The 22,916-nt window shown below is 46.6% G+C and carries 18 protein-coding genes and 3 pseudogenes; 4 read left to right on the top strand and 17 right to left on the bottom strand.

Features of this window, described 5'->3' with window-relative positions; translation table 11 throughout:
* Positions 1-46 precede the first annotated feature (46 nt).
* The 17 genes and pseudogenes from ftsZ to bioB form a co-directional block, all read right to left on the bottom strand.
* Entirely contained in the window at positions 47-1,387 is a 1,341-nt protein-coding gene (gene ftsZ, locus DXE27_RS04255; protein ID WP_128113031.1) for a cell division protein FtsZ, read from the bottom strand.
* Between the two features lie 50 nt (positions 1,388-1,437).
* Entirely contained in the window at positions 1,438-2,667 is a 1,230-nt protein-coding gene (gene ftsA, locus DXE27_RS04250) for a cell division protein FtsA (RefSeq protein WP_128113030.1), read from the bottom strand.
* A gap of 9 nt (positions 2,668-2,676) precedes the next feature.
* The gene (locus tag DXE27_RS04245; RefSeq protein ID WP_128113029.1) at positions 2,677-3,534 is read right to left on the bottom strand and encodes a cell division protein FtsQ/DivIB; all 858 of its coding nucleotides are present in this window, start codon (positions 3,532-3,534) and stop codon (positions 2,677-2,679) included.
* 11 nt (positions 3,535-3,545) lie between these two features.
* Positions 3,546-4,544 carry a D-alanine--D-alanine ligase gene (locus tag DXE27_RS04240; RefSeq protein WP_231969647.1) on the bottom strand — a complete coding sequence of 333 codons (999 nt, stop codon included), beginning with the start codon at positions 4,542-4,544 and terminating at the stop codon, positions 3,546-3,548.
* Positions 4,537-5,973: a UDP-N-acetylmuramate--L-alanine ligase gene (murC, locus tag DXE27_RS04235; protein WP_128113028.1), complete on the bottom strand. Its 1,437-nt coding sequence runs from the start codon at positions 5,971-5,973 to the stop codon at positions 4,537-4,539. Before murC ends, DXE27_RS04240 begins: the two co-directional genes overlap by 8 nt.
* The gene (murG, locus tag DXE27_RS04230) at positions 5,970-7,043 is read right to left on the bottom strand and encodes an undecaprenyldiphospho-muramoylpentapeptide beta-N-acetylglucosaminyltransferase (protein WP_128113027.1); all 1,074 of its coding nucleotides are present in this window, start codon (positions 7,041-7,043) and stop codon (positions 5,970-5,972) included. The genes murC and murG overlap by 4 nt, the downstream gene beginning before the upstream one ends.
* Entirely contained in the window at positions 7,040-8,311 is a 1,272-nt protein-coding gene (ftsW, locus tag DXE27_RS04225; RefSeq protein WP_128113026.1) for a putative lipid II flippase FtsW, read from the bottom strand. The genes murG and ftsW overlap by 4 nt, the downstream gene beginning before the upstream one ends.
* Entirely contained in the window at positions 8,308-9,891 is a 1,584-nt protein-coding gene (murD, locus tag DXE27_RS04220; protein ID WP_231969788.1) for a UDP-N-acetylmuramoyl-L-alanine--D-glutamate ligase, read from the bottom strand. Before murD ends, ftsW begins: the two co-directional genes overlap by 4 nt.
* A gap of 52 nt (positions 9,892-9,943) precedes the next feature.
* Positions 9,944-11,113: a phospho-N-acetylmuramoyl-pentapeptide-transferase gene (gene mraY, locus DXE27_RS04215; RefSeq protein WP_128113024.1), complete on the bottom strand. Its 1,170-nt coding sequence runs from the start codon at positions 11,111-11,113 to the stop codon at positions 9,944-9,946.
* Positions 11,104-12,549 (bottom strand): UDP-N-acetylmuramoyl-tripeptide--D-alanyl-D-alanine ligase, encoded by a 1,446-nt coding sequence (locus tag DXE27_RS04210; RefSeq protein WP_128113023.1) that lies wholly within the window; start codon positions 12,547-12,549, stop codon positions 11,104-11,106. Before DXE27_RS04210 ends, mraY begins: the two co-directional genes overlap by 10 nt.
* Positions 12,549-14,093, bottom strand: a complete 1,545-nt coding sequence (locus DXE27_RS04205; protein ID WP_415064441.1) for a UDP-N-acetylmuramoyl-L-alanyl-D-glutamate--2,6-diaminopimelate ligase — start codon at positions 14,091-14,093, stop codon at positions 12,549-12,551. Before DXE27_RS04205 ends, DXE27_RS04210 begins: the two co-directional genes overlap by 1 nt.
* Positions 14,094-14,095: 2 nt before the next feature.
* Positions 14,096-15,874, bottom strand: a complete 1,779-nt coding sequence (locus DXE27_RS04200) for a peptidoglycan D,D-transpeptidase FtsI family protein (protein WP_128113021.1) — start codon at positions 15,872-15,874, stop codon at positions 14,096-14,098.
* The gene (gene ftsL / locus DXE27_RS04195) at positions 15,871-16,137 is read right to left on the bottom strand and encodes a cell division protein FtsL (RefSeq protein WP_128113020.1); all 267 of its coding nucleotides are present in this window, start codon (positions 16,135-16,137) and stop codon (positions 15,871-15,873) included. The genes DXE27_RS04200 and ftsL overlap by 4 nt, the downstream gene beginning before the upstream one ends.
* Entirely contained in the window at positions 16,134-17,084 is a 951-nt protein-coding gene (rsmH, locus tag DXE27_RS04190) for a 16S rRNA (cytosine(1402)-N(4))-methyltransferase RsmH (protein WP_128113019.1), read from the bottom strand. The genes ftsL and rsmH overlap by 4 nt, the downstream gene beginning before the upstream one ends.
* Before the next feature lie 12 nt (positions 17,085-17,096).
* Positions 17,097-17,525: pseudogene (gene mraZ, locus DXE27_RS04185) on the bottom strand (division/cell wall cluster transcriptional repressor MraZ).
* A gap of 271 nt (positions 17,526-17,796) precedes the next feature.
* Positions 17,797-18,426: a 2-polyprenyl-3-methyl-6-methoxy-1,4-benzoquinone monooxygenase gene (coq7, locus tag DXE27_RS04180; protein ID WP_128113018.1), complete on the bottom strand. Its 630-nt coding sequence runs from the start codon at positions 18,424-18,426 to the stop codon at positions 17,797-17,799.
* 11 nt (positions 18,427-18,437) lie between these two features.
* Positions 18,438-19,335: pseudogene (gene bioB, locus DXE27_RS04175) on the bottom strand (biotin synthase BioB); the annotation flags it as partial.
* Between the two features lie 184 nt (positions 19,336-19,519).
* Here bioB and bioA point away from each other — a divergent pair.
* From bioA to bioD (DXE27_RS10015), 4 genes and pseudogenes are all read left to right on the top strand, one after another.
* Positions 19,520-20,866: pseudogene (gene bioA / locus DXE27_RS04170) on the top strand (adenosylmethionine--8-amino-7-oxononanoate transaminase).
* A 23-nt stretch (positions 20,867-20,889) separates the two neighbouring features.
* Positions 20,890-21,999, top strand: coding sequence for an 8-amino-7-oxononanoate synthase (locus tag DXE27_RS04165; RefSeq protein ID WP_231969646.1), 1,110 nt, complete (start codon positions 20,890-20,892; stop codon positions 21,997-21,999).
* A gap of 92 nt (positions 22,000-22,091) precedes the next feature.
* Entirely contained in the window at positions 22,092-22,559 is a 468-nt protein-coding gene (gene bioD / locus DXE27_RS10020; protein ID WP_128113017.1) for an ATP-dependent dethiobiotin synthetase BioD, read from the top strand.
* Positions 22,501-22,875, top strand: a complete 375-nt coding sequence (gene bioD, locus DXE27_RS10015) for an ATP-dependent dethiobiotin synthetase BioD (RefSeq protein ID WP_197712296.1) — start codon at positions 22,501-22,503, stop codon at positions 22,873-22,875. Before bioD (DXE27_RS10020) ends, bioD (DXE27_RS10015) begins: the two co-directional genes overlap by 59 nt.
* Positions 22,876-22,916: the final 41 nt, after the last annotated feature.

The raw sequence follows: 22,916 nt of genomic DNA, 5'->3' as shown, positions 1-22,916 counted from the left end.
GCGCTGGCATTTCGCAATTACCTATTCTATTGTATTAAGCAGTCAATTAATCTGCTTGCTTACGTAAAAAGGCTGGGATTTCATAGTAATCAGCCCCTTTGTCCAACATGGATTTAGCCTGCGGGGAGCTATCTGCACCTAATGTAGGCGCAGGAGTCGCTTCACGAGAGCTACGAAAAACACGTGGCAAATCATATTGGCTGTAGTCAACGCCAGCACTAGCAGGTTGAGCTGCCATTGCAGGAGCACTACCAGTTCCCGTCATCGCCAATCCAGCACTAGTGGACAAAGCTGAATCTAAACTTACCTTGCTCATTGCTGCAGATGCGCTTGCAGGCGCAAAGCTATTTAGATCAGCCATGGTTGGCATTGCATCATGTGTACCAGTAGCCTGTCTCCACACTACTTCTGGTTGATGATTTTGGCGAGCTTGTGGATTGTTTAAACCAGTGGCAACAACAGTCACACGCAATGCATCACCTAAGCTCTCGTCGTACACAGTACCAAAGATCACAGTAGCGTCATCAGCAGCATAACCACGAATCGCAGCCATCACTTCGCGAGTTTCAGACAATTTCAATGAACGACTTGCAGTAATGTTTACCAATACGCCACGTGCACCTGACAAATCAACACCCTCGAGCAATGGAGAAGCAACAGCAGCTTCGGCAGCCAAGCGCGCACGATTCATACCAGAAACAGTTGCAGTACCCATCATGGCTTTGCCTTGCTCACCCATCACAGTTTTTACGTCTTCAAAGTCAACGTTAATCAAACCTTGAACATTGATAATTTCTGCAATACCAGAAACTGCGTTATGCAATATGTCATCCGCACATGCAAATGCCTTATCGAACTCAGCATCTTCACCCATTACTTCAAAGAGTTTTTCGTTGAGCACAACAATTAGTGAATCCACATATGACTCGAGTTCAGCGGCGCCATTTTCAGCAACCTTCAAACGCTTAACACCCTCGAAATCAAATGGCTTACTAATCACACCAACGGTCAAGATGCCCATTTCTTTAGCCACTTGAGCAACGATTGGAGCGGCACCAGTGCCAGTACCACCGCCCATACCGGCAGTGATGAACACCATATGCGCGCCTTGCAAAGTATCTGCAATACGAGCACGAGCCTCTTCAGCTGAAGCTGCACCAATTTCTGGTTTAGCGCCAGCACCTAATCCGCTAGAGCCCAGTTGCAAATTCACAGATGCCTCAGAACGCTGTAAAGCGCCAGCATCGGTGTTCATGCAAATGAACTCTACGCCGTTAACACCACGACGGATCATGTTCTGAACAGCATTACCACCAGCACCACCGACTCCAACCACTTTAATAATGGTCTTGCCAGCTACTTCTTGATCTAACATTTCAAATTCCATATACCCTCCTAGGTAATAAACGTACTACATTGACGACGACGAAAAAAAACTTAAAAATTTCCTGCAAACCATTCTTTCATGCGCGAAATCACTCCTTGCAACGCGCCTGATTGAGAAACACGACGGCCACGCAATAACTGCGCTTGACCCTCCATCAGCAAACCAATGCTGGTGGCATATCTAGGACTACGTAACACTTCATGCAAATGACCGCGATATTCCGGAGTGCCAATTCGAGCAGGCCTCAAGAACACCTGTTCAGCCAATTCGACCATTCCGAGCATCAATGAAGTGCCGCCAGTTAAAACAATTCCTGAAGAAACCATGTCTTCATAGCCAGAGTCACGAACTACACCTCTAACTAGCGTGAATAGCTCTTCAACGCGAGGCTCAATCACAGCAGAAAGTGCTTGCTTAGACATTGGGCGAGACTCGCGATCACCAACACCAGGCACGTCGATCTTTGCGGTTGGATCGGCCATATCTTGACGAGCAATGCCATGCGCAATCTTTAAATCTTCAGCATCAATAGTCGGCGTGCGCAATGCCATAGCAATGTCAGTGGTAATTTGATCGCCTGCGATTGGAATTACCGCGGTATGACGAATGGATCCTTGGCAATAAATAGCAATGTCAGTGGTACCACCACCAATATCAACCAAAACAACGCCCAGCTCCTTTTCATCTTCAGTAAGTACCGCCAAGCTTGAAGCCAGAGGTTGCAAAATTAAGTCATTAACTTCTAAGCCACAACGGCGAACACACTTCACAATATTTTGCGCAGCGCTGACAGCGCCGGTAACAATATGCACCTTCACCTCTAGGCGTAAACCACTCATGCCGATTGGCTCGCGCACATCTTCCTGCCCATCAATAATGAATTCTTGAACTAGGATGTGCAAAATTTGCTGGTCAGTCGGAATATTGATTGCCTTTGCAGTCTCAAGTACGCGCTCTACATCGCCCGATCCAACTTCTTTATCGCGAATTGCAACCATGCCGCTGGAGTTAAAACTCACAATGTGGTTACCAGCAATGCCGGTAAAAACTTGCACGATCTGACGATCGGCCATCGCCTCAGCCTCTTCGAGAGCCTTCTGAATAGACTGAACAGTTGCCTCAATATTGACAACTACACCCTTCTTTAAGCCTTTTGATGCTGTTTGACCAACGCCAACCACATTGAATTGACCATCTGGCGCCAATTCAGCGACCAAGGCAACAACTTTCGAGGTGCCAATATCTAAGCCAACTAATAGGTCACGATTATCTTTACTCATTACCATTCTTCATTGCTTCTGCTCACTTTTTTTGGCATCCACTTCATTCTTTTTCAAACTTGCGGACGCAAGATGAACTGCAAAACCATTTGCGTAACGTAAATCCACTGCATCAATTCGATTTGCCCACTTTTCTTGAACTTGTGGCCAATATTTAAATAAGCGCGCTACACGCTCCTCCGTCAAATTTTTATCCGAACTCTCTTCATCACGCCCAAACTCCACTTTCATTCCATTCGAAAGTTTGACGTGCCAGGCATAGCGTTCTGTAAGAGCAAGGCTGGTTACCTCAGCACCCCACGGCTTAAACCAGTTATTTGCTTTTTCATACAAACTCATTACTTCCTTGCCTGAATCTTCGGGACCATAAAAGTCCACCAAGCGCGTGTCATCGCCTACCTCTGAAACTCGACCAGTAAAGACTTCGCCGTGCGAGTTAATTAGGGTATGGCTATCAGCTCCACCCCACGTACCAAATGGCTTCTGCTCTTCAATACTGACAACCAAACCATTAGGCCAAACACGGCGGACATTGGCATGTCGCACCCACGGCATACTCTCAAATCCACGCTTCACATCTTCCAAGCGAACGCTAAAGAAGTTACCGTGGACTGTTTCCAGTACCTGCTGTTTCACAATCGGTCTATTAATGTGCTTCAGTGTTTGTCCTGCAACTGGCTCAATCTGAATTTGCTTCAATGCAAAGACAGGGCGTTGACTCAGCCAAACTAGCACACCAACTACTAGCATGACAGTAAAGCAGCGCATCAAGAAACGGCTAAGCTTTTGCATACGCTCTGGATAATTCCAGAGCTGCGACATCAGCATGGAGAATATTTCTCCGAACCGGTCCATGAAATTATTCATGCGCTAGCGCCCTATTTTTGTTGCAAGGTCTGACTCAAGAGCCACAAGACCAGATCTGCATACTCAATACCGGCAGCCTTCGCAGCCACTGGCACCAAAGAATGGGATGTCATGCCGGGTGAGGTATTCATTTCTAATAAATAAGGCTTGCCAGTTTTTTGATCCAACATGACATCAGCACGACCCCAAGTACGGCAACCCAAGGCTTTATATGCTGCTAGCGCCAAATCCTGGACGGCAGCGTTCACTTCGGGCGCCAGACCTGTCGGACAGAGATACTGAGTTTCATCAGAGAAATACTTGTTATGAAAATCGTAATTTGCTTGCGGTGGAATAATTTTGATCACAGGCAACGCTTCAGCTGCATCACCTTGACCAACTAATGGACAAGTCAACTCATCACCAATAATGCATGTCTCTGCAATGACTTTTTTATCTAGACCCGCAGCCAGTTTGTACGCTGCCGGGAGCTCCTCAACGGATTTCACTTTTGTTAAGCCTAGAGATGATCCCTCGTTTGCAGGCTTGACAATCAATGGCAAGCCGAGATTTTTTGCAACAGCATTCCAATCACTAGTGGCAGTGAGCTCTTCAAACTTCGGCGTTGATAAGCCATTACTAATCCAGACTTGCTTTGTAACGATCTTATCAATCGCCAAAGCAGAAGCCAATACACCGCTACCTGTATACGGTAGACCTAAAAGCTCCAACAAACCTTGAATCGTGCCATCCTCACCATAGCGCCCGTGAAGGGATATAAAAATACGATCAAATTTTTCTTTAGCTAATTCAGTAGGGCAACGCAAACCCGGATCAAATCCATGGGCATCAACGCCCTTTGAAATCAAGGCTTCTAACACTCCATTACCTGACATTAAAGAGATCTCTCTCTCGCCAGATTTTCCACCCAACAAAACACCTACGCGCCCAAAGGATTTCACATCCAAGCCAGATAGCTGACTCTTTACACGCTCACCCCAAGAGGTCAATTGGATACCAGTCTTAGACATTCTTAGTCTCCGACAGGGTATGTGGCAAAGTAGAAATTGAACCTGCACCCATCGTAATCAACACATCTCCATCTTTTAAAACTTGAGTTAATTTTTCTGGCATCTCAGCAACATTCACCGCATAGGCAACTGCATCCGAGTCCAACAGTGCCTTCGTATTTTTATCTTCCGCAAGCGCAGCTTTCATCAAGCTTTTTGCATCTGCACCTGGAATTTTTGCTTCGCCGGCTGGATACACCTCAGTTAAAACTAAGGCATCAAAATTTTTAATCGCCTGAACGAACTCACCAAAACAATCGCGTGTTCTTGTAAAGCGATGTGGCTGGAATGCCAGCACCAATCGACGATCCGGATAAGCCCCTCGTGCTGCTGCTAAGGTAGCGGCCATCTCAACAGGGTGGTGGCCATAATCATCAATGAGAGTAAAGCTGCCGCCAGAGGCCAAAGGAATATCACCGTAACGCTGGAAGCGGCGACCAACGCCATCAAACTCGGCAAGCGCCTTTGTAATTGCTTCATCACCAACACCCAGCTCTGTTGCGATTCCAATTGCAGCAAGGGCATTTCGAACATTGTGTAGGCCAGGTAAATTCAGGGTGATATTTAATGGGCCTGGCTTGTTACCGTGTCTACGTACCGTGCGACGATCAACCGTAAAGTGCATACATGTGCCATCAGCCCTGACATTGCTCGCGCGAATATCAGCGTCCTCAGATAAGCCATAACGCAGCACCGGCTGAGAAACAAATGGCATGATGTCGCGCACATTGGTGTCATCAATACAAAGCACTGCAACGCCATAAAACGGCATGCGTTGAATGAACTGCACAAATGCCTGTTTTAAGCAGGCCATATCGTGCTGATAAGTATCCATGTGATCAGCATCAATATTGGTTACCACCTCCATTGCTGGAAACAACTGCAAGAATGATGCATCTGACTCATCTGCCTCCACGACAATGAAGTCTCCGCGCCCTAAGCGTGCATTGGCGCCAGCTGAATTGAGCTTTCCACCAATAACAAAGGTAGGGTCTAAACCGCCCTCAGCCAATACCGATGCAACCAGACTTGTTGTGGTGGTCTTGCCGTGAGTGCCTGCAATGGCAATACCCTGCTTCAAGCGCATTAGCTCACCCAACATCACTGCACGCTGAATGACTGGAATTTTTGCCGCACGCGCAGCCAATACCTCTGGATTATTTCCAGCAACTGCTGTAGAAATCACTACCGCTTCAGCAGTACCAATATTTTTAGGGTCATGGCCAATATGAATAACAGCGCCTAATTCTTTCAGCCGCTTAGTAACCCCATCTTCAGCCAAATCAGACCCAGAAACCTGATACCCCAAGTTCAAGAGCACTTCTGCGATGCCGCTCATGCCTGCACCACCAATGCCGACGAAGTGAATTTGCTGAACGATATGTTTCATATACCCACTCCTGCACAATCAGCACACACTTCAGCGACACGCTGAGTTGCATGCGGCTTAGCCAAACCATGTGCTCGCAATGCCATCTCTTTTAAGTCTGCTCGATTGAGGTTTTGAATCATTTGCGCCAAGTCTTGAGGATTCAGAAAATCTTGTGGCAAGAGAACCGCTGCATCCGCATCAGATAAAAACCAAGCATTAGCAGTTTGATGGTCATCAATTGCATACGGGAAAGGAATTAAGCATGACGCCACCCCACAAGCCGCCAATTCAGAAACTGTCATTGCGCCAGAGCGGCAAATAACCAGATCTGTTTGCGCATAGGCCGTTGGCATATCGTCGATAAATGGACGGACATCTGCAAGCACGCCCAACTCTGCATAGCGCTTTTCCAGCTCCGCTATATGTCTATCTCCTGCCTGATGAATCACTTGCGGACGAGACTCTTGGGGAATCAAAGCTAGTGCCGCAGGAACATTTTCATTCAGCGCTGCCGCACCCAAGCTGCCACCAACAACCAAAATAGATAAAGGTCCTTGGCGTTGCTCATACCTTAAGGCAGGAGGCGCAATACGATCGAACTCCTCGCGTATAGGATTACCCACCCACTCCGCATCCTCCATCGTATTGGGAAAGCCAGTCAAAACCCGCATCGCAATTTTTGCGAGGGCTCGATTTGCGCTACCCGCCACTGAATTTGCTTCATGCAATACCAACGGACGCTTTAATAACTTCGTGACCAAACCGCCAGGGAAGGTAATGTAGCCGCCCATTCCCAAAACAACGCTAGGCTTTAAGCGGCGCATGATTTTCCAACTCTGGAAACTTGCGCGCATTAAACTCACTGGCAACATGATCTTTGCCTTTAAGCCTTTTCCACGGAGGCCACCGAAATCAACCGCCTCAAATGGGAAATCACATGATTTAACAAGGCGATACTCCATTCCAGATTGATTGCCCAGCCAAGAAACATTCCAGCCACAGATCCGCAAATATTCAGCGACAGCAAGCCCTGGGAAGATATGCCCACCAGTACCTCCAGCCATCACCAAAATCGAGGGTTTTGTCACAACTGCCCTCCGCGCATGAGAATGCGATTTTCAAAATCGATTCGCAACAACATTGCAACTGCAACAGCATTCATCAAAATTCCAGAGCCACCGTAACTAACCAGTGGCAAGGTCAACCCTTTAGTAGGCAAGAGACCTAGGTTCACGCCCATGTTGATAAATGCCTGCCATCCAATCCAAATAGCCACACCTTTAGCAGCAAGGCCTGCAAAACTTCGATCCAACTGCAAGGCGGTGCGTCCAATCAGGAATGCGCGTCGCACGATCCAGTAGAACAAGAAAATCATCACCACCACACCCACAAAACCCAACTCTTCACCAATCACGGCCATGATGAAGTCTGTATGAGCTTCTGGTAGGTAATGTAATTTTTCTACACTTCCACCCAGACCAGTACCAAACCACTCGCCACGTCCAAATGCCATCAGCGAATGTGTTAACTGATAGCCTTTATTCGCAGCGTTATCAACTTGCCATGGGTCCATAAAAGCCAGCATGCGCCCACGACGGAAAGGAGAGAGCGCAATCATCGTTGCACCGCTCATCAAGCCGACAAGAATCAAGCCACCAAATAATTTTGCATTGATTCCGCCCAAAAAGAGAATGCCAAAGGCAATTAAGGCAACCACTACAAATGCACCCATATCAGGCTCAGCCATCAGGAGACCACCAACTAGAGCAACTGCAATTCCCATTGGAAGCATGCCCTTAACAAAGGAGTGCAAATATTCTTGGCGCTGCACGGTATAACTTGCTGCAAAAATGACTGCCGCAAATTTCATCAATTCAGAAGGCTGAAAGTTCATTAAACCCAAAGGTATCCAACGCTTAGCGCCATTCACGCCTTTGCCAACCCCAGGAATTAGCACCGCAATTAATAAAAGAACAGTAAACCCGAAAATCACTGGAGAATAACGATCCCATACTTTCGTAGGAATCTTAAAAGCCCATATTCCTACGCTGATTGCAATCGCCGATGAAATCATGTGGCGAATCAAGAAGAAGTTGCTGCTGTAATTAGCGTATTTAGGGCCATCAGCCAAAGTAATAGAGGCTGAATACACCATCACCAGACCAATGAGCATCAAAGATAAAACTGCCCATACAAGCAATTGGTCGTACTCCATCATGCGAGAGCGTGTTTGCTCCACACCAGAAACCGCATCCCTTAAGCCGGTTCGGAAGTTATCAATACCGCCCCTGGAGAAATCCCAGAAACGATTTAGGCCTAAACGATTTTCAGGGAACAATTTATCTTTTAAGTTCATGCCTGCACTCCTTCAAAACGCATCCCTAATTCTTCAACTTCTGCAGCAAATACCCGTGCACGCTCTACGTAATCTTTAAATTGATCGAGACTTGCACAAGCCGGAGATAACAGCACCAAGTCGCCTGATGCTGCCTGTGCAGCAGCAGCCTGGACGGCCGCAACCAAATCACCACTAACCGTGCAAGGGATGCCATCTCCAAGAGCTTGGCCAATAGCCTCGCCATCTTTACCAATCAAGAAAGCGCCTTTAACAAAACGCAGTGATGGTTCGCGCAAAGGACTGAAATCCTGACCCTTACCATCACCGCCAGCAATCAACCAAATTCTCTTGCCGGATTCATTGCTGCCCAGACCATTTAAGGCGACGACAGTAGCGCCCACATTAGTGCCCTTACTGTCATCAACATACTCAACATCTTTTACGATCGCTATGCTTTGAACGCGATGTGGCTCTCCGTGATAGTCACGTAAGCCATGTAACAAAACATTCATTGGTAACTTAGCTGCACGCGCTAGTGCAAGCGCAGCCAATGCATTTAATGCATTATGGCGACCACGAATGCGCAAGGCATCCGCAGGAATCAAGCGCTTCAGACGCAATGGTTCGTCCTCTTCAATTGCAGCAGCTTTACGACGACGTTTCGGTTGGGGCTCAATATCCTCATCCACCTCAGCCCATACCAGCCAATCAATGCCGCCCGCTCGCAAATCATGCTCAATACCAAAAGCACCTTGTTCATCCGGACGATTTGAACCAAAGGTAACAATCGATCTTTCCGCCTTTTGTGCCTCAGAAATTAAATTCATCACCAATGCATCATCTCTATTTAAGATGCATACAGTGTCATCACCAAATATCTTAGCCTTAGCCTCTGCATAAGCTTGCATGTCACCATGCCAATCTAGATGATCTTGGGTAAGATTTAAAACCGTCGCAGCTGTAGCATTAAGAGTATGCGTATAAACCAACTGAAAACTCGACAGCTCTAATACCCAAACATCAGGCATATCCTCAATCTGATCAGCCCCATCTAAACAGCTCATCATTTTGTCTAGGGCAGCCGGGCTAATATTTCCAGCAACGGCGACCTTCTTGCCAGCGCGCTCGCACAACTGTCCAGTAAGCGCTGTAGTAGTAGTTTTTCCGTTGGTGCCAGTAACTGCCAACACCGCAGTCTCGTAGCTAGATTCTTGAGCTTGAGCCATCCGACTCAAGGCGGCGATTGCACGAGCAAAAAATTCAATTTCACTCCAAACATTGATCCTAGCTTTACGAGCCGCCACTAAAAATGATGCTGTTGGCTCCTGCAGTGGAGATAAGCCTGGGCTGATACCAATAACATCAATGCCACTAAGCAATTCTTCAGACAAAGGACCGAACTGAATATCTTTTAATCCAGCAAACTTTAATTCTTCTAACCAAGCATTCTGGCGATCAGAAAATTTAGCTTGATCTCGAGTATCCGCAAAACGAACGCTTGCGCCGTTGCGTAAGCACCACTTCGCCATAGCCACACCTGATTCACCCAATCCTAAAATAAGGAAGCGTGCAGGAGCCTGATAGCCTGCATCAGCCATGAGGCTTGCGTTAGCGAAAGTATTTTCTAAGATCAGCATATTTACTTTTGGCTCACCGTAATTTCAGACTAGATAAACCAATTAATACCAACAAAATAGTGATGATCCAGAAACGGACAACCACCTGAGTCTCTTTCCAGCCACCCAATTCAAAGTGATGGTGCAGCGGCGCCATACGGAAAATACGGCGGCCTTCACCAAAATGCTTTTTAGTTACCTTGAACCAAAAAACTTGCAACATCACTGAAACTATTTCGGCAACGAAAATTCCACCCATAACAAAGAGCACTATTTCTTGGCGAACAATAACGGCAATGGTTCCGAGTGCGCCGCCTAATGCAAGCGCACCGACATCACCCATAAATACTTGTGCTGGGTGAGTGTTGTACCAAAGGAATGCCAGGCCCGCACCACCCATCGCGCCGCAGAAGATCATCAATTCACCGGCGCCAGGAATATACGGGAACAAAAGATACTTTGCGTAAATAGCATTACCCATGACATAAGCAAATGCACCCAATGCAGCGCCCACCAAAATCACCGGCATGATGACCAAGCCATCTAGACCATCAGTCAAATTAACCGCATTACTGCTGCCAACAATCACCAGGTAACTCAAAATAATGAAGCCCATCACACCCAATGGGTAGCTAACCTCTTTCATAAAGGGAAAAAGTAGATTTGTTTTTGCCGGAAGATCCAATGCAAAACCACTCTTCAACCATTCATAGAAAAGTTGCAATACCTTGAGGTTATTCACCTCGGAGACAGAGAAGGCTAGATAAATTGCAGCAAACAGACCAATCAAGGTTTGCCAAAAGAATTTTTCTCTTGATGCCATGCCTTTAGGATCTTTGTAAACAACTTTACGGTAGTCATCTACCCAGCCCACCAAGCCAAATCCAAATGTGACAATCATCACAATCCAAATGAATCTATTACTGAGGTCGGCCCACAACATGCATGAAATGAAGATGCCGATCAAAATCAATACGCCACCCATAGTTGGGGTGCCAGATTTCACTAAGTGAGTTTGTGGTCCATCAGTACGCACTGCTTGACCCATCTTTAATGCAGCCAATTTGCGAATAACCCAAGGACCGGCAGCCAAACCAATTAATAGCGCAGTCACTGTTGCCATCACCGCTCTAAAAGTGATGTAGTTAAATACCCGGAAAAATCCGAAATCATCTTGCAACCATTGCGCCAACATCAAGAGCATGTTTTAGCCTCCTCTAATAAGGCCTGTACTACACGCTCCATGCGCATAAATCGTGAACCTTTAACCAAAATATTCAAATGCTGACTGCTGCCACTAGACTGCGAATGAAACGCATCTCTTACTTGCACGATCAGACTATCCATATCAGAGAAATGCTTTGCGCTTGAAGATGCAGAAGACTTCTTAGCCTCATCAAATCCACGAATCGCAAATTGGCATTGCTCACCAAGTGCAAATAATTTAGAGATGCCTTGCTCCGCAGCGTAAGCGCCCACTTCGCGATGAAACTCTGGGCCCTGATTACCAACTTCGCCCATATCCCCCAACACCAACCAGGATGGATTGCCAGACTGTTTTAGCGCATCAATTGTAGCCCTTACTGAGTCTGGATTAGCGTTGTAACTATCATCAATTAAGGTGTGGTTAGGATCAATCTTCTTAGCTTGCATACGGCCATTGACTGGAGAGAATGATTCAAGACCTTGCTTAATTTTCTCAAGACTGACACCTGCGGCTAATGCCACTGCACTCGCGGCTAATGCATTACGCACGTTATGGCTGCCTAATGTATTTAACTGAATCTCAACTGTCCCCTGCTCTGCTTGAACTTGCACATGACCATTGCTTAAAAGTTGTCCAGTAACAGCTGCCTTTGTATTGACTTGGCTAGATAACAAAATAAAGTCGAGAACCTTGCGACCAGCAGCAGCTGTACGCCATACATTTGCAAACTCTGACTCAGCCGGGAATACAGCAACACCATCTTTTGGTAAGGCGCGTATTGCATCGGAATGCTCTTCTGCAACAGCGGCTACTGTTGCCATAAACTCCTGGTGCTCTCTCTGGGCATTATTAATCAAGGCAATATTGGCTTGTGCGATTCTAGCTAACTGAGCTGTCTCGCCAGGATGGTTCATTCCTAACTCCACCACAGCAAGACGATCACCGGCGCTTAACTTTAGTATCGTGAGAGGCAGCCCTATATCGTTATTCAAATTGCCTTTAGTAACTAATGTCTTATCTTCACCAACGGCTGCTTTAAAAATAGAGGCAATCATTTCTTTAACGGTAGTTTTACCGTTACTGCCAGTCACTAGCGCTAAAGGAATAGGATGCTTCAAACGCCATGCTTTAGCTAGCTCACCCAATGCTATGCGTGTATTAGGAACGCTTACCCCCGGCAAACTACTTGGGCACTTTTCTACATTGCTAATGAGTGCCGCAGCCGCTCCTGCTTGAGCTACGTCCGATAAAAAATCGTGCGCATCAAAGCGATCGCCCGTTAATGCAATAAATAATTCACCGGAGTCAATTTGACGGCTATCCGTACCCACTCTACTGAGGACCAACTCTTTTGCGTCATCAGCGGAAATATTCACCAGACTGCTGCCAGGCAACATAGCATGCACTTGAGCGAGCGCGGTCATTACAGACATCAGACTCCTCCTCCTGCAGCCAAGCGAATGTGCTCTTGGTCAGAGAAATCAAATTTCTTACGGCTAATTTCTTGTGTTGTTTCGTGGCCCTTGCCCGCAACCAAAACAATATCGCAAGGATCAGCATTTCGGATTGCGGCCATAATTGCGGCGGCTCGATCGGCAATCATCTGCACATTCTGTGCATTTTTATCAATGCCATCACGAATCATTTGCATGATTGCTTGTGGATCTTCAGAGCGCGGATTGTCACTAGTAATTAATACATGGTCGGCATAACGGGCTGCTACACCACCCATTTGAGGGCGTTTTCCCGCATCACGATCACCACCACATCCAAATACACACCAAATTCTTCCATTACGTTGCTGTGCAATTGGACGCAATGCTTGCAATGTTTTCTCAAGGGCATCTGGCGTATGCGCATAGTCAACAATTGCCAATACACCCTCGGTCTTTTGATTTTTGCCGAGATGAATTAACTCCATGCGACCCAAAACCGGAGTAAGTTGACTTACTTTTTTGCTTGCCTCGTCGCACGTATAGCCTTGACTCAGCAATACGGCCCATACAGCAAGCGCATTACTTAAATTAAATTCGCCTACCAAAGGAATATGCAAAGAATTGGCAGCAACGCCTTCATGAGTGAAGACTGAATCGTAACCAGCGCCATGAATGACGCTATCTTTTGCATAAATACGCTGCAAACGATTACCAAACTTTTCAAAACCATTAAAAGCTTGTTGATTTAATGCATAAGCCCAAACCTTGGCCTCGCCCTTCGCCAAAAGGTTCATTGCTAATTCGCGGCCAAATGCATCATCCAAATTAATGACAGCATGTTGAAGTTCGGCCCAATGAAATAATTTAGCCTTTGCTTCCGCATAGTCAGCCATATTGCCGTGGTAATCCAAATGATCTTGTGTCAAATTGGTGAAAACGGCGCAATTAAATTCTGTTCCCGCAATACGGTCTTGATGCAAGGCATGAGATGAAACTTCCATCGCCACTTGCGCAGCACCTGCATCTAATAATTCCTTCAGCTGCGTTTGCAACTTTGGAGCATCAGGCGTGGTGTAGCCAGTCTGAATCAAAGATCCAGGAATCCCTGTTCCCAAAGTTCCCAACACTGCAGTGCGATGTAAAGTTGTATTGAGCGATTGGGCGAGCCACTGAGTAATACTAGTCTTGCCATTAGTACCCGTAACACCAATAACATTCAAGTGCTTGCTAGGGTAGTCATACCATTGAGCGCAAAGACTGCCCACCTTTTCCGCTAATCCTTCCACAGCAAAGCACAAAGGATGATTTACGAATTCGCCATCCAAACCTAATGGATCAAACACAACTGCAGCTGCACCCTGCTCTAAGGCTGCATTAATAAATTGACGGCTATCACACAACGCTCTTCCATGACCTACTGAATAGGCAAAAAAGATATCGCCAGATTCAATCTGGCGACTGTCCGCACTTAACTTGGCAGAGGAGTTTGCCATGCTTCGTAAGTGCTCAATCAGGTGATTGGTATCTATTTTCAATGCCATCCTCATCTCTTTAAGACCGCTTGCTGAGGCTGTACATTTGCCGTACGAATTTCTTCAGGGCTCTTATCCTGGAGCACCATTTGCTTTGCTTTGCTGTCGGGCAAAACATTTAATGTATTTAGAGTTTCACTCACAATGGTTGAGAACACCGGCGCAGCCACATCACCACCGTAGTGACTTCCACCAGTTGGCTCATCGATCATTACCGCAACCACAATACGAGGCGCACTAATTGGCGCTAAACCAGCAAAGTAAGCGCGGTACTTATTGCCATAACCCTTGCCAACTAATTTATGCGCAGTTCCTGTCTTACCACCTACGCGGAAGCCTTCTGCTTGCGCCTTGATTGCAGTTCCTCCGGGCTCAGTAACCGTCTCCAGCATCGCACGCATCTCAATAGCGGTTTTCGGTGATAGCACCTTAGTTCCCGGCTTGAAGTCAGGGCTGCGCTCAATCGTTAGCGGTACCAACTCGCCATCACGTGCAAACACTGTGTAAGCGCGTGCCACCTGGAACAAAGATGCGGAAATTCCATAACCAAAGGCAATACGTGCCTGGTCAGTAGGCATCCACTTCTTAAATGGATGAACGGTTCCAGCAACTGCGCCAGGGAAGCCAATTTTTGGCGCCTGACCTAAACCCACTGCAGTATAAAAATCCCACATCTCTTCTGCAGAGAGGCTATTCATTGCGATCTTTGCGGTACCGATATTGCTAGATTTTTGAATAACCTGAGCAACAGTCAGATTTCCATAAGGATGTGTATCGGTGATCGGCTTAGGTCCCACCAAATACTTTGCGCCAATCACCATATTGGTATCAGGCTTAACTGCGCCTTTTTCTAATGCGATTGCAATAGTCAGAGGCTTCATGGTTGAGCCAGGCTCAAAGGTATCTGTCAGCACACGATTGCGAAGCTGCTCACCCGTCAAAAATTTACGGTTATTTGGGTTGTAGCTTGGATAATTTGCAAGCGCCAAAATCTCACCGGTTTGCGTGTCTAAAACAACCGCACCTCCAGCTTTAGCTTTAGCATGATGCTTTTCTACTGCATCCTTCACGGCGTTGTAGGCCAAGAACTGAATTTTGCTGTCGATCGAAAGATTTAAATCCTTGCCATTCTGCGGCAACTGCAAAATCGCCATCTCTTCCACAACTCTGCCAAGACGATCCACTACAACGCGTCTTTGCCCTGGGCGACCAGCCAACTCTTTTTCTCTAGAGAGCTCCATACCCTCTTGCCCACGGTCTTCCACGTTGGTAAAGCCCACCACGTGAGCCATTGCCTCGCCCTCAGGATAAAAGCGGCGGTATTCATTATTCAAACCAATACCAGGAATTTCTAATTGCTTAATTTGTTGAGCCACTTCCGGCTCAACCTGACGCTTCAAGAAAATTTGCTTACGCTCTTCTCGTAATTTTTTGCGTAGCTCTGACTCGCTAATCTGCAACAAACTAGCAAGCTTCTGCACTTTGTCAGCAGCCAAATCATCCGGCACTGTGTCGTTATACGCAATAACAGATTTTGCTTCCAAGCTCGTAGCAATTACTTGGCCATTACGGTCCAAAATTTTTCCACGACTTGCAGGCAGCTCTAACTCACGCTGTGTACCGCGGATACCCTTAGCCGCATAAAATGCATTTCCTGGACCTTGAATCCAAAAGGCACGCAGTAGCAGCATCATGAATACAAAGAATAAAAGGAACAGCATTAAGCGTGACCGCCACATTGGCAGACGCAACACTAAGTTCGGCGTTGTAGAAAATCTCACCGTCCTCATTTAGCCTCCCTCAAATACAAAGTACGTTCGGGAGAAATCGGGGACATACGTAGTTGATTGCGTGCCACATCACGAATACGGGCAGATTTAGATAGGTTGCGCTGCTCATACTCAAGACGCAACCACTCTTGATTTAATCTACGCTCTTCAATTTGCGCGCGCTCTTGGAGAATGAATAATTTACGGGCACGTTGCTGTGCAGCTACCAGTGAAAGTGCGCAAATTAGCAAGAGAGCAAGCAAAGTTAAGGTTGCGCGATTCATGCTGGCACCTCAATACGCTTTTCAGCAACACGCATAATCGCTGAACGAGCACGGGGATTCTCAAGAATTTCGGCTCCGCTTGGTTTTATACGTGAAATGATTTCTAAAGCGCTTTTAGGCAAATCTTTTTCGCGCACAGGCAAGCCACGTGGCACTTCTACTTTTGCATGTGCCTGTAAGAACTGCTTAACGATACGATCCTCGAGAGAGTGAAAGCTAATGACTGCAAGTCTTGCGCCAGGCTTCAATAAATTCAATGCAGCTTTCAAACCCAACTCTAAATCTTCCAACTCGCGATTGATAAAGATGCGTAACGCTTGAAACGTTCTTGTGGCAGGATCTTGGCCAGCTTCGCGAGTGCGCACAACACTAGCCACCAGGCTCGCCAATTCAGATGTAGTTTTTGGCGACAAGCCCTCTTCTCGCTTTGCCACAATGGCTTTAGCGATTTGAAATGCAAAGTGTTCTTCTCCGTAAGTCTTAATCACGTGCGTGATTTCCTCCTGCGGTGCCTGCTCTAACCACTGTGCCGCTGTTAAACCTTGGTCGGTATTCATTCGCATATCGAGCGGACCGTCGCGTCGAAATGAAAGCCCGCGATGCGCCTCGTCGACCTGTGGAGAGCTGATCCCCAAGTCCAACAAAATTCCATAGACTGATTGCGCTTGTGCGTACTGATCCATATGCGCAAAACTGTCGTGCACTATCGTTAAACGTGGGTCGTTGATTTGCTTTGCTACCGCAATTGCATCCAAATCTTTGTCGAATGAAATCATGCGCGCATTGCTGTTCAACTCTTTGAGTAAGGCTTGGGTATGACCACCGCGCCCAAAAGTTCCATCGACTACTAAAACGTTGTTTGTTGTGTTTTGATTTTGAATGAGCGGGCTGCTGACTAGCGCCGTCACCGCCTCGGCCAGTAACACTGGGTGATGAGTTATGTTCATGGCACCCTGTCATCAAAAATTAAATTGCTTGAGTGCTTCAGGCATGCCTTGCGCAATCGCAGCCTGTTCTTTTGCAGCGTATGTTGCTGCATCCCACAACTCCAAGTGACTTCCCATGCCAAGCAGAATCACTTCTTTTTCAATGCCTGCGGCTGCACACAATTCTGGGCTCACCAAAACACGACCCGCGCTATCTAAATCTATTTCGGCTGCATTACCAAGAAAAATTCTGCGCCACTAGTGTGCATCCATTGGGAGCTGAGCAACTCTTGCCCTGAAGGTTTCCCACTCTGGGCGTGGAAAGAGAAGTAGGCAGCCATCCGGGTGTTTGGTAAGCGTGATTCGGCCCTCGCCCTGTACCAACAAGGCGTCACGATGCTTTGCCGGCATAGACATGCGGCCTTTTGCATCCAAATTGAGAGCTGACGCACCTTGAAACACTATTTACCCCACTTTTTCACACCTCCTCCCACTTTAGAGGATCGCACTAAGAGGGTCAAGTGTTTTTGGGAGTTTTTTTAGGAATTTCTCTAATGTTTACAAACACTTAGCGTCGTCTGTTCACAAAATGGTGGGAATAAAATAGCTACTTAAAACAATGGCTTGGAAAATACACTTAAGAATAGGTCTTAGCTATTAGGCCCATTAATACCTAAATATACTGTATTTAAAAACAGTAGTTAAATAAAAATATATTTAAATTAATCGACTTTTAAATTTTGTAAGCCGTCGTAGTCATTACCTTTGACATCGCCTGCATTATTTTCTGAATTGGCTCGGGTAAAACTACTCCGCCAGCATCTTTTGCTGCTTGTCCATGTTCAATTTCATCGATGCGCATTTGATCAACTATTGCACGAGAACGTTGATCTTCTTTTGGTAATTTTTCGAGATGACTTTCTAAGTGATTCTCAACTTGCTTTTCTGTTTCAACAACAAATCCTAAGCTCCACTTATCACCCGCTAAACCAGCTGCCAAGCCGATCGCAAGGGATCCGGCATACCAAAGTGGATTGAGATAACTTGTATGCGAACCCAATTCTTGAAGACGAGTTTCACACCAGGCTAAGTGATCCATTTCTTCTTGAGCGGAGTGATCGAGCATCTCCTGAATTTGTGAATTTCGTGCTACCAATTTCTGTGATTGATAAAGCGCCTGGGCGCAAACCTCACCCACATGATTGACGCGCATTAATCCGGCAGCATGCTGTCGCTGCGCAGCATCAAGATCATTATTTTCCCCAACCTCAGACCCGGGGGTTGGGCGACCTGCATTTGCCCCTCCAACAATCGAGCGCAAGGCCGTATCAAACTCAATAATGGCGCGGTCGATCGGACTCATAAAGGCAGAAATTAGACTAAAACTTCAGCCTTGCAGCTCTGTTTTGTCTTTAAACCAAGCTCTGCAAGGGGTTCACGGTCTTGTTCTGCCTCAGGATTACCGGTAGTGAGCAGTTGCTCACCATAGAAAATTGAATTGGCGCCAGCCAAAAAGCACATGGCTTGAACAGCCCTTCCAAGCTCTTGGCGACCTGCAGATAAGCGCACTCGTGCCTTAGGCATCATAATGCGAGCTACGGCGATGGTTCTGACGAATTCCAAGGGATCTAATGGCTTTTGCTCAGCCAACGGCGTGCCTGCAACTGGCACCAAATGATTGATAGGTACTGACTCAGGGTAAGGGCTCAAGTTGGCTAGACGCGCCAAGAATGCCGCACGTTGCTCGCGAGACTCACCCATGCCAACGATGCCGCCACAACATACAGACATTCCAGCTGCGCGCACATTTGAAATGGTATCGAGTCGATCCTGATAGCCATGGGTGGAGATCACTGAGCGATAAAAATCTTCACTGGTATCTAGGTTGTGGTTGTAGAAATCGAGCCCCGCCTCTTGTAAAGCCTGGGCCTGATCGGCCTCTAGCATCCCCAGGGTTGCGCATGTTTCAAGGCCTAAAGCTTTTACGCCCTTAATCATGGCGGTCACTTTTTCGATATCGCGGTCCTTGGGCTCGCGCCACGCGGCGCCCATGCAGCAATGGTTTGAGTCAGCCGCTTTAGCGGCTTTGGCTGCCTCTAGCACTTCCTCTAAGCCCATCAACTTCTCAGCCTTAACATCAGTGTCGTAGCGGGCTGCTTGAGGGCAATAACCACAATCTTCTGGGCACCCCCACCAGTCTTGATGGATTGGATAAATGCGTAGCTAATTCCACATCACCCTCAGGAAAATAAGCCTTATGGGTTTCTTGGGCTACTGACCACTCTGCAGATGCGTTCGCGCCCTGATGCAAATCAGCCTTAGTTTTAAATTGGGTAAGGGTTTTTCAGCGCTTTGGGTGTCCAGCATGGGTAAATTCCAGAAAATAGGTCAATTCAAGCCATAAACATAACAGATACAAGCCTAAGTTTGGAAAAACTAGTGGTCAAATATCAAACATGAAGGTTATTTCCGATCCAAATCCAGTTTCGTTAGTAGATCGCAGCCTGGCAGCCGTTTGGCACCCCTGCACGCAAATGAAGCAGCACGAGTCTTTTCCTTTGATTGCCATCGCCAAAGGAAAGGGGGCATGGCTTTATGACGAACAGGGAAATGCATTGCTAGATTGCATTAGCTCCTGGTAGACAAATCTATTTGGGCACTCAAATCCGCGCATCAATAAAGCGATCACAGAGCAGCTAGAAAAAATTGAGCATGTGATGCTTGCAGGATTTACTCACGCTCCTGTTGTTGAACTTTCAGAAAAACTCACCTTACTCACTAATGGTAATTTAGGCCATGTCTTCTATGCATCTGATGGCGCATCTGCAGTTGAAATCGCACTGAAGATGAGTCACCACTTTTGGCAACTCAATGGTAAAGCGCAAAAGAAAAAATTTGTTTGCTTAGAAAATGGCTGCCACGGGGAAACGCTTGGCGCATTAGTGGTAACTGATGCTGCCATTTTTAGAGAGGCCTATGGCTCTCTTTTGCAAGACGTATATACGATCGACTCTCCAGATGCGCGTAAAGCAAGACCTGGAGAAAGCGCCAAAGACGTTGCACAGCAGGCAGCAGAAAAATTGCAGCAGCTACTTGAAAAAGAACACCAGCACATTGCCGCCATCATCGTTGAGCCACTAGTTCAATGTGCTGGACAAATGGCAATGTATTCACCAGAATATTTACGCCAAGTTCGCACGCTGTGCGACCGTTACGAAGTTCATCTCATTGCTGATGAAATCGCGGTAGGGTGTGGGCGTAGCGGTAAATTCTTTGCTTGTGAGCACGCTGGAATTTGGCCTGATTTCCTCACCCTATCCAAAGGCATCAGCGGCGGCTATCTCCCGCTCTCCCTTTGCATGACGACAGAAAAAATTTATCGCGCTTTTTATAGCGATCAAACTCGTCATGGGTTTTTACATTCACATTCTTACACCGGCAATCCGCTGGCTTGCGCAGCTGCCTTAGCCTGTCTTGAAATTTTTGAATCCGAGAACGTCTTAGAGAAAAATAAGATGCTCTCCCAGGATTTGGCCAATGCTTTCTCATGGGCAAAATCAGATTCTCGCATTGCTCATTGGCGACAACAGGGAATGATTTTGGCGTTTGATGTTAAGAATGAGTGCATCAAGAATCCAGGCATCTTCGCACGAGAAATGTTTTCAAACGGACTTGAAAATGGCGTACTAATTAGACCAATAGGTAATACTGTTTATGTAATGCCGCCGTATATTTTGACCACCGAAGAAGCAATGCAAATGGGTAGCTCCATCAAGAACGCACTCGATAAGACCTTGATATGACGACTCGATTTAATGCCCTCGCCATGGCGCAAGAACAAATTGCAGATCTAGATCTGCAACTCCTGAAGCGCACATTACGCGTTACAGAGACGCCTTGCGATACCCAGGCTCAGGTTGCGGGAAGAAAGCTCAAGGCATTTTGTAGCAATGACTATCTCGGACTCGCTAATCATCCAGACTTAGCTAGCGCATTAGCCGAAGGGGCAAAGCTGTATGGTGTTGGCAGCGGAGCCTCTCATTTGATTAGCAGACATAGCATTGCTCATGAATTGCTAGAAAAGCGACTGGCTTCATTTCAAGCAACATACATCCCGCAAGCTCGCGCGCTATTTTTTAGCACTGGCTATATGGCAAACCTGGCCGCAATTACTGGCTTAGCAAAACTGGCAGGTCGGGGCGAGGTTAGTCTCTATTCAGCCAAACTCAATCACGCTTCACTCATTGATGGCGTACGCTTAGCTAGCGCCCAAACAAATACTGCAGTCACGCTTTTTGATCACGCATGCCCCAGTGAATTAGTTGAGCTACTGAAAGCTGATAAAAAACCACTCAAAATTATTGTCACTGATGGCGTCTTTAGTACGGATGGCGATTTAGCTCCAGTGAAAGAGTTGTTGAAAATTGCAGAGCAACACGATGCACTGCTATTGATTGATGATGCTCATGGATTTGGCGTGCTTGGTGAAAATGGTCATGGAATTTTGGAGCAAGAAATGCTCTTCTCTGATCGCATCATTTATATTGGCACCCTAGGCAAGGCTGCGGGCGTGAGTGGCGCCTTTATTTGCGCACAAGACTCTTTCATTGAATGGCTTGTTCAAAAGGGGCGGCCATACATTTACAGCACCGCAACTCCACCTTCTATAGCCCACACACTACTCAAAAGCCTAGATCTTATTGAGGGTGAAGCAGGCTCAAAACGTCGCAAGCACTTAAATCAACTCATCAGCATTTGGCAGGAAGAAATGCAGTTTGTAAGCCGGGTTAAAGTTTCTTCCTGCACACCTATTCAACCAGTCATCCTGGGGAGTAATGCCAGCGCACTGATGGCAGCAAAGCTTTTGGATGAGGCGGGTTATTGGATCCCGGCGATTCGACCTCCTACCGTACCTCTTGGTAGCTCGCGCTTATGAATTACTTTCTCAGCAAACCATAGCGCTGAAGACTTACGCGAATTGATAAGTACCCTCAAGGCAATCGAGCAGAAAGTGATTAGCAAATCATCATGAGTTTTCCCGCGGGATTTTTTATTACTGGAACTGATACCGAAGTTGGAAAAACCTTGGTGAGTGGCGCCTTTATTTTAAAAATACGTGCACAAGGTGGAAAAGCTGTCGGTTTCAAACCAGTAGTTGCCGGCACCTATAAAGATGCCAAGGGCGTAGTTGTAAACGAAGATCTAGAAACCTTACGAATTGCCTCCCATCTCAATCCAGGCCAAATGGAGTTATGTCCTTACGTTCTAAATATGCCTGCTGCACCCCATTTGGTAGCCGCAGCTATAGGCCAGGAAATGGAAATGGAAATGGAAATGGAAATGGAAATGGAAATGGAAATGGAAATGGAAATGGAAATGGAAATGGATCGCATTATGCAATGCACTAGCCAAAATACAGACTCAAAGCGATGTTGTAGTGGCAGAAGGGGCCCGGGGGTTTTTAATTCCGCTAAACAAGACTCAGGACTTGGCTGATGTTGCAAAAGAGATGAACTTTCCGATCATCTTAGTAGTAGTGGGAATGAAGTTGGGCTGCCTAAACCATGCCTTACTCACATACGAAGCAATGATCGCCAGAAAGCTCAATATTGCTGGTTGGGTTGCCAATACTCTTGCAAGTGAAATGCCGCTACTTCAAGAAAATATTGAGACTTTAAAAACAAGAATCAAAGCGCCTTTTCTAGGCTTAATTCCTGTGCTACCAAAACAACTTCAAAAATCTGTAGATAACCCCTACTCGATTGAAGCTCTTGAATTTGCTGCACAGCACATACAACTACCAAAAAATTAAATTGCCTTATTAATTGGATTGGTTTGCGCTAATTAACCCCA

The organism is Polynucleobacter necessarius (assembly GCF_900096755.1).
Classification (GTDB): Bacteria; Pseudomonadota; Gammaproteobacteria; order Burkholderiales; family Burkholderiaceae; genus Polynucleobacter; species Polynucleobacter necessarius_K.
Note: the sequence above shows the minus strand (reverse complement) of the source record. Positions and strands in the feature narration are given on the sequence as shown.

What these genes read in the sequence shown, in the direction of transcription:
- ftsZ (WP_128113031.1), bottom strand. Translation starts at nt 1,387, where the DNA reads ATGGAATTTGAAATGTTAGATCAAGAAGTAGCTGGCAAGACCATTATT.
- ftsA (WP_128113030.1), bottom strand. Translation starts at nt 2,667, where the DNA reads ATGAGTAAAGATAATCGTGACCTATTAGTTGGCTTAGATATTGGCACC.
- DXE27_RS04245 (WP_128113029.1), bottom strand. Translation starts at nt 3,534, where the DNA reads ATGAATAATTTCATGGACCGGTTCGGAGAAATATTCTCCATGCTGATG.
- DXE27_RS04240 (WP_231969647.1), bottom strand. Translation starts at nt 4,544, where the DNA reads ATGTCTAAGACTGGTATCCAATTGACCTCTTGGGGTGAGCGTGTAAAG.
- murC (WP_128113028.1), bottom strand. Translation starts at nt 5,973, where the DNA reads ATGAAACATATCGTTCAGCAAATTCACTTCGTCGGCATTGGTGGTGCA.
- ftsW (WP_128113026.1), bottom strand. Translation starts at nt 8,311, where the DNA reads ATGAACTTAAAAGATAAATTGTTCCCTGAAAATCGTTTAGGCCTAAAT.
- murD (WP_231969788.1), bottom strand. Translation starts at nt 9,891, where the DNA reads ATGGCTGATGCAGGCTATCAGGCTCCTGCACGCTTCCTTATTTTAGGA.
- mraY (WP_128113024.1), bottom strand. Translation starts at nt 11,113, where the DNA reads ATGCTCTTGATGTTGGCGCAATGGTTGCAAGATGATTTCGGATTTTTC.
- DXE27_RS04210 (WP_128113023.1), bottom strand. Translation starts at nt 12,549, where the DNA reads ATGTCTGTAATGACCGCGCTCGCTCAAGTGCATGCTATGTTGCCTGGC.
- DXE27_RS04205 (WP_415064441.1), bottom strand. Translation starts at nt 14,093, where the DNA reads ATGGCATTGAAAATAGATACCAATCACCTGATTGAGCACTTACGAAGC.
- DXE27_RS04200 (WP_128113021.1), bottom strand. Translation starts at nt 15,874, where the DNA reads ATGAGGACGGTGAGATTTTCTACAACGCCGAACTTAGTGTTGCGTCTG.
- ftsL (WP_128113020.1), bottom strand. Translation starts at nt 16,137, where the DNA reads ATGAATCGCGCAACCTTAACTTTGCTTGCTCTCTTGCTAATTTGCGCA.
- rsmH (WP_128113019.1), bottom strand. Translation starts at nt 17,084, where the DNA reads ATGAACATAACTCATCACCCAGTGTTACTGGCCGAGGCGGTGACGGCG.
- coq7 (WP_128113018.1), bottom strand. Translation starts at nt 18,426, where the DNA reads ATGAGTCCGATCGACCGCGCCATTATTGAGTTTGATACGGCCTTGCGC.
- DXE27_RS04165 (WP_231969646.1), top strand. Translation starts at nt 20,890, where the DNA reads ATGGCGCAAGAACAAATTGCAGATCTAGATCTGCAACTCCTGAAGCGC.
- bioD (WP_128113017.1), top strand. Translation starts at nt 22,092, where the DNA reads ATGAGTTTTCCCGCGGGATTTTTTATTACTGGAACTGATACCGAAGTT.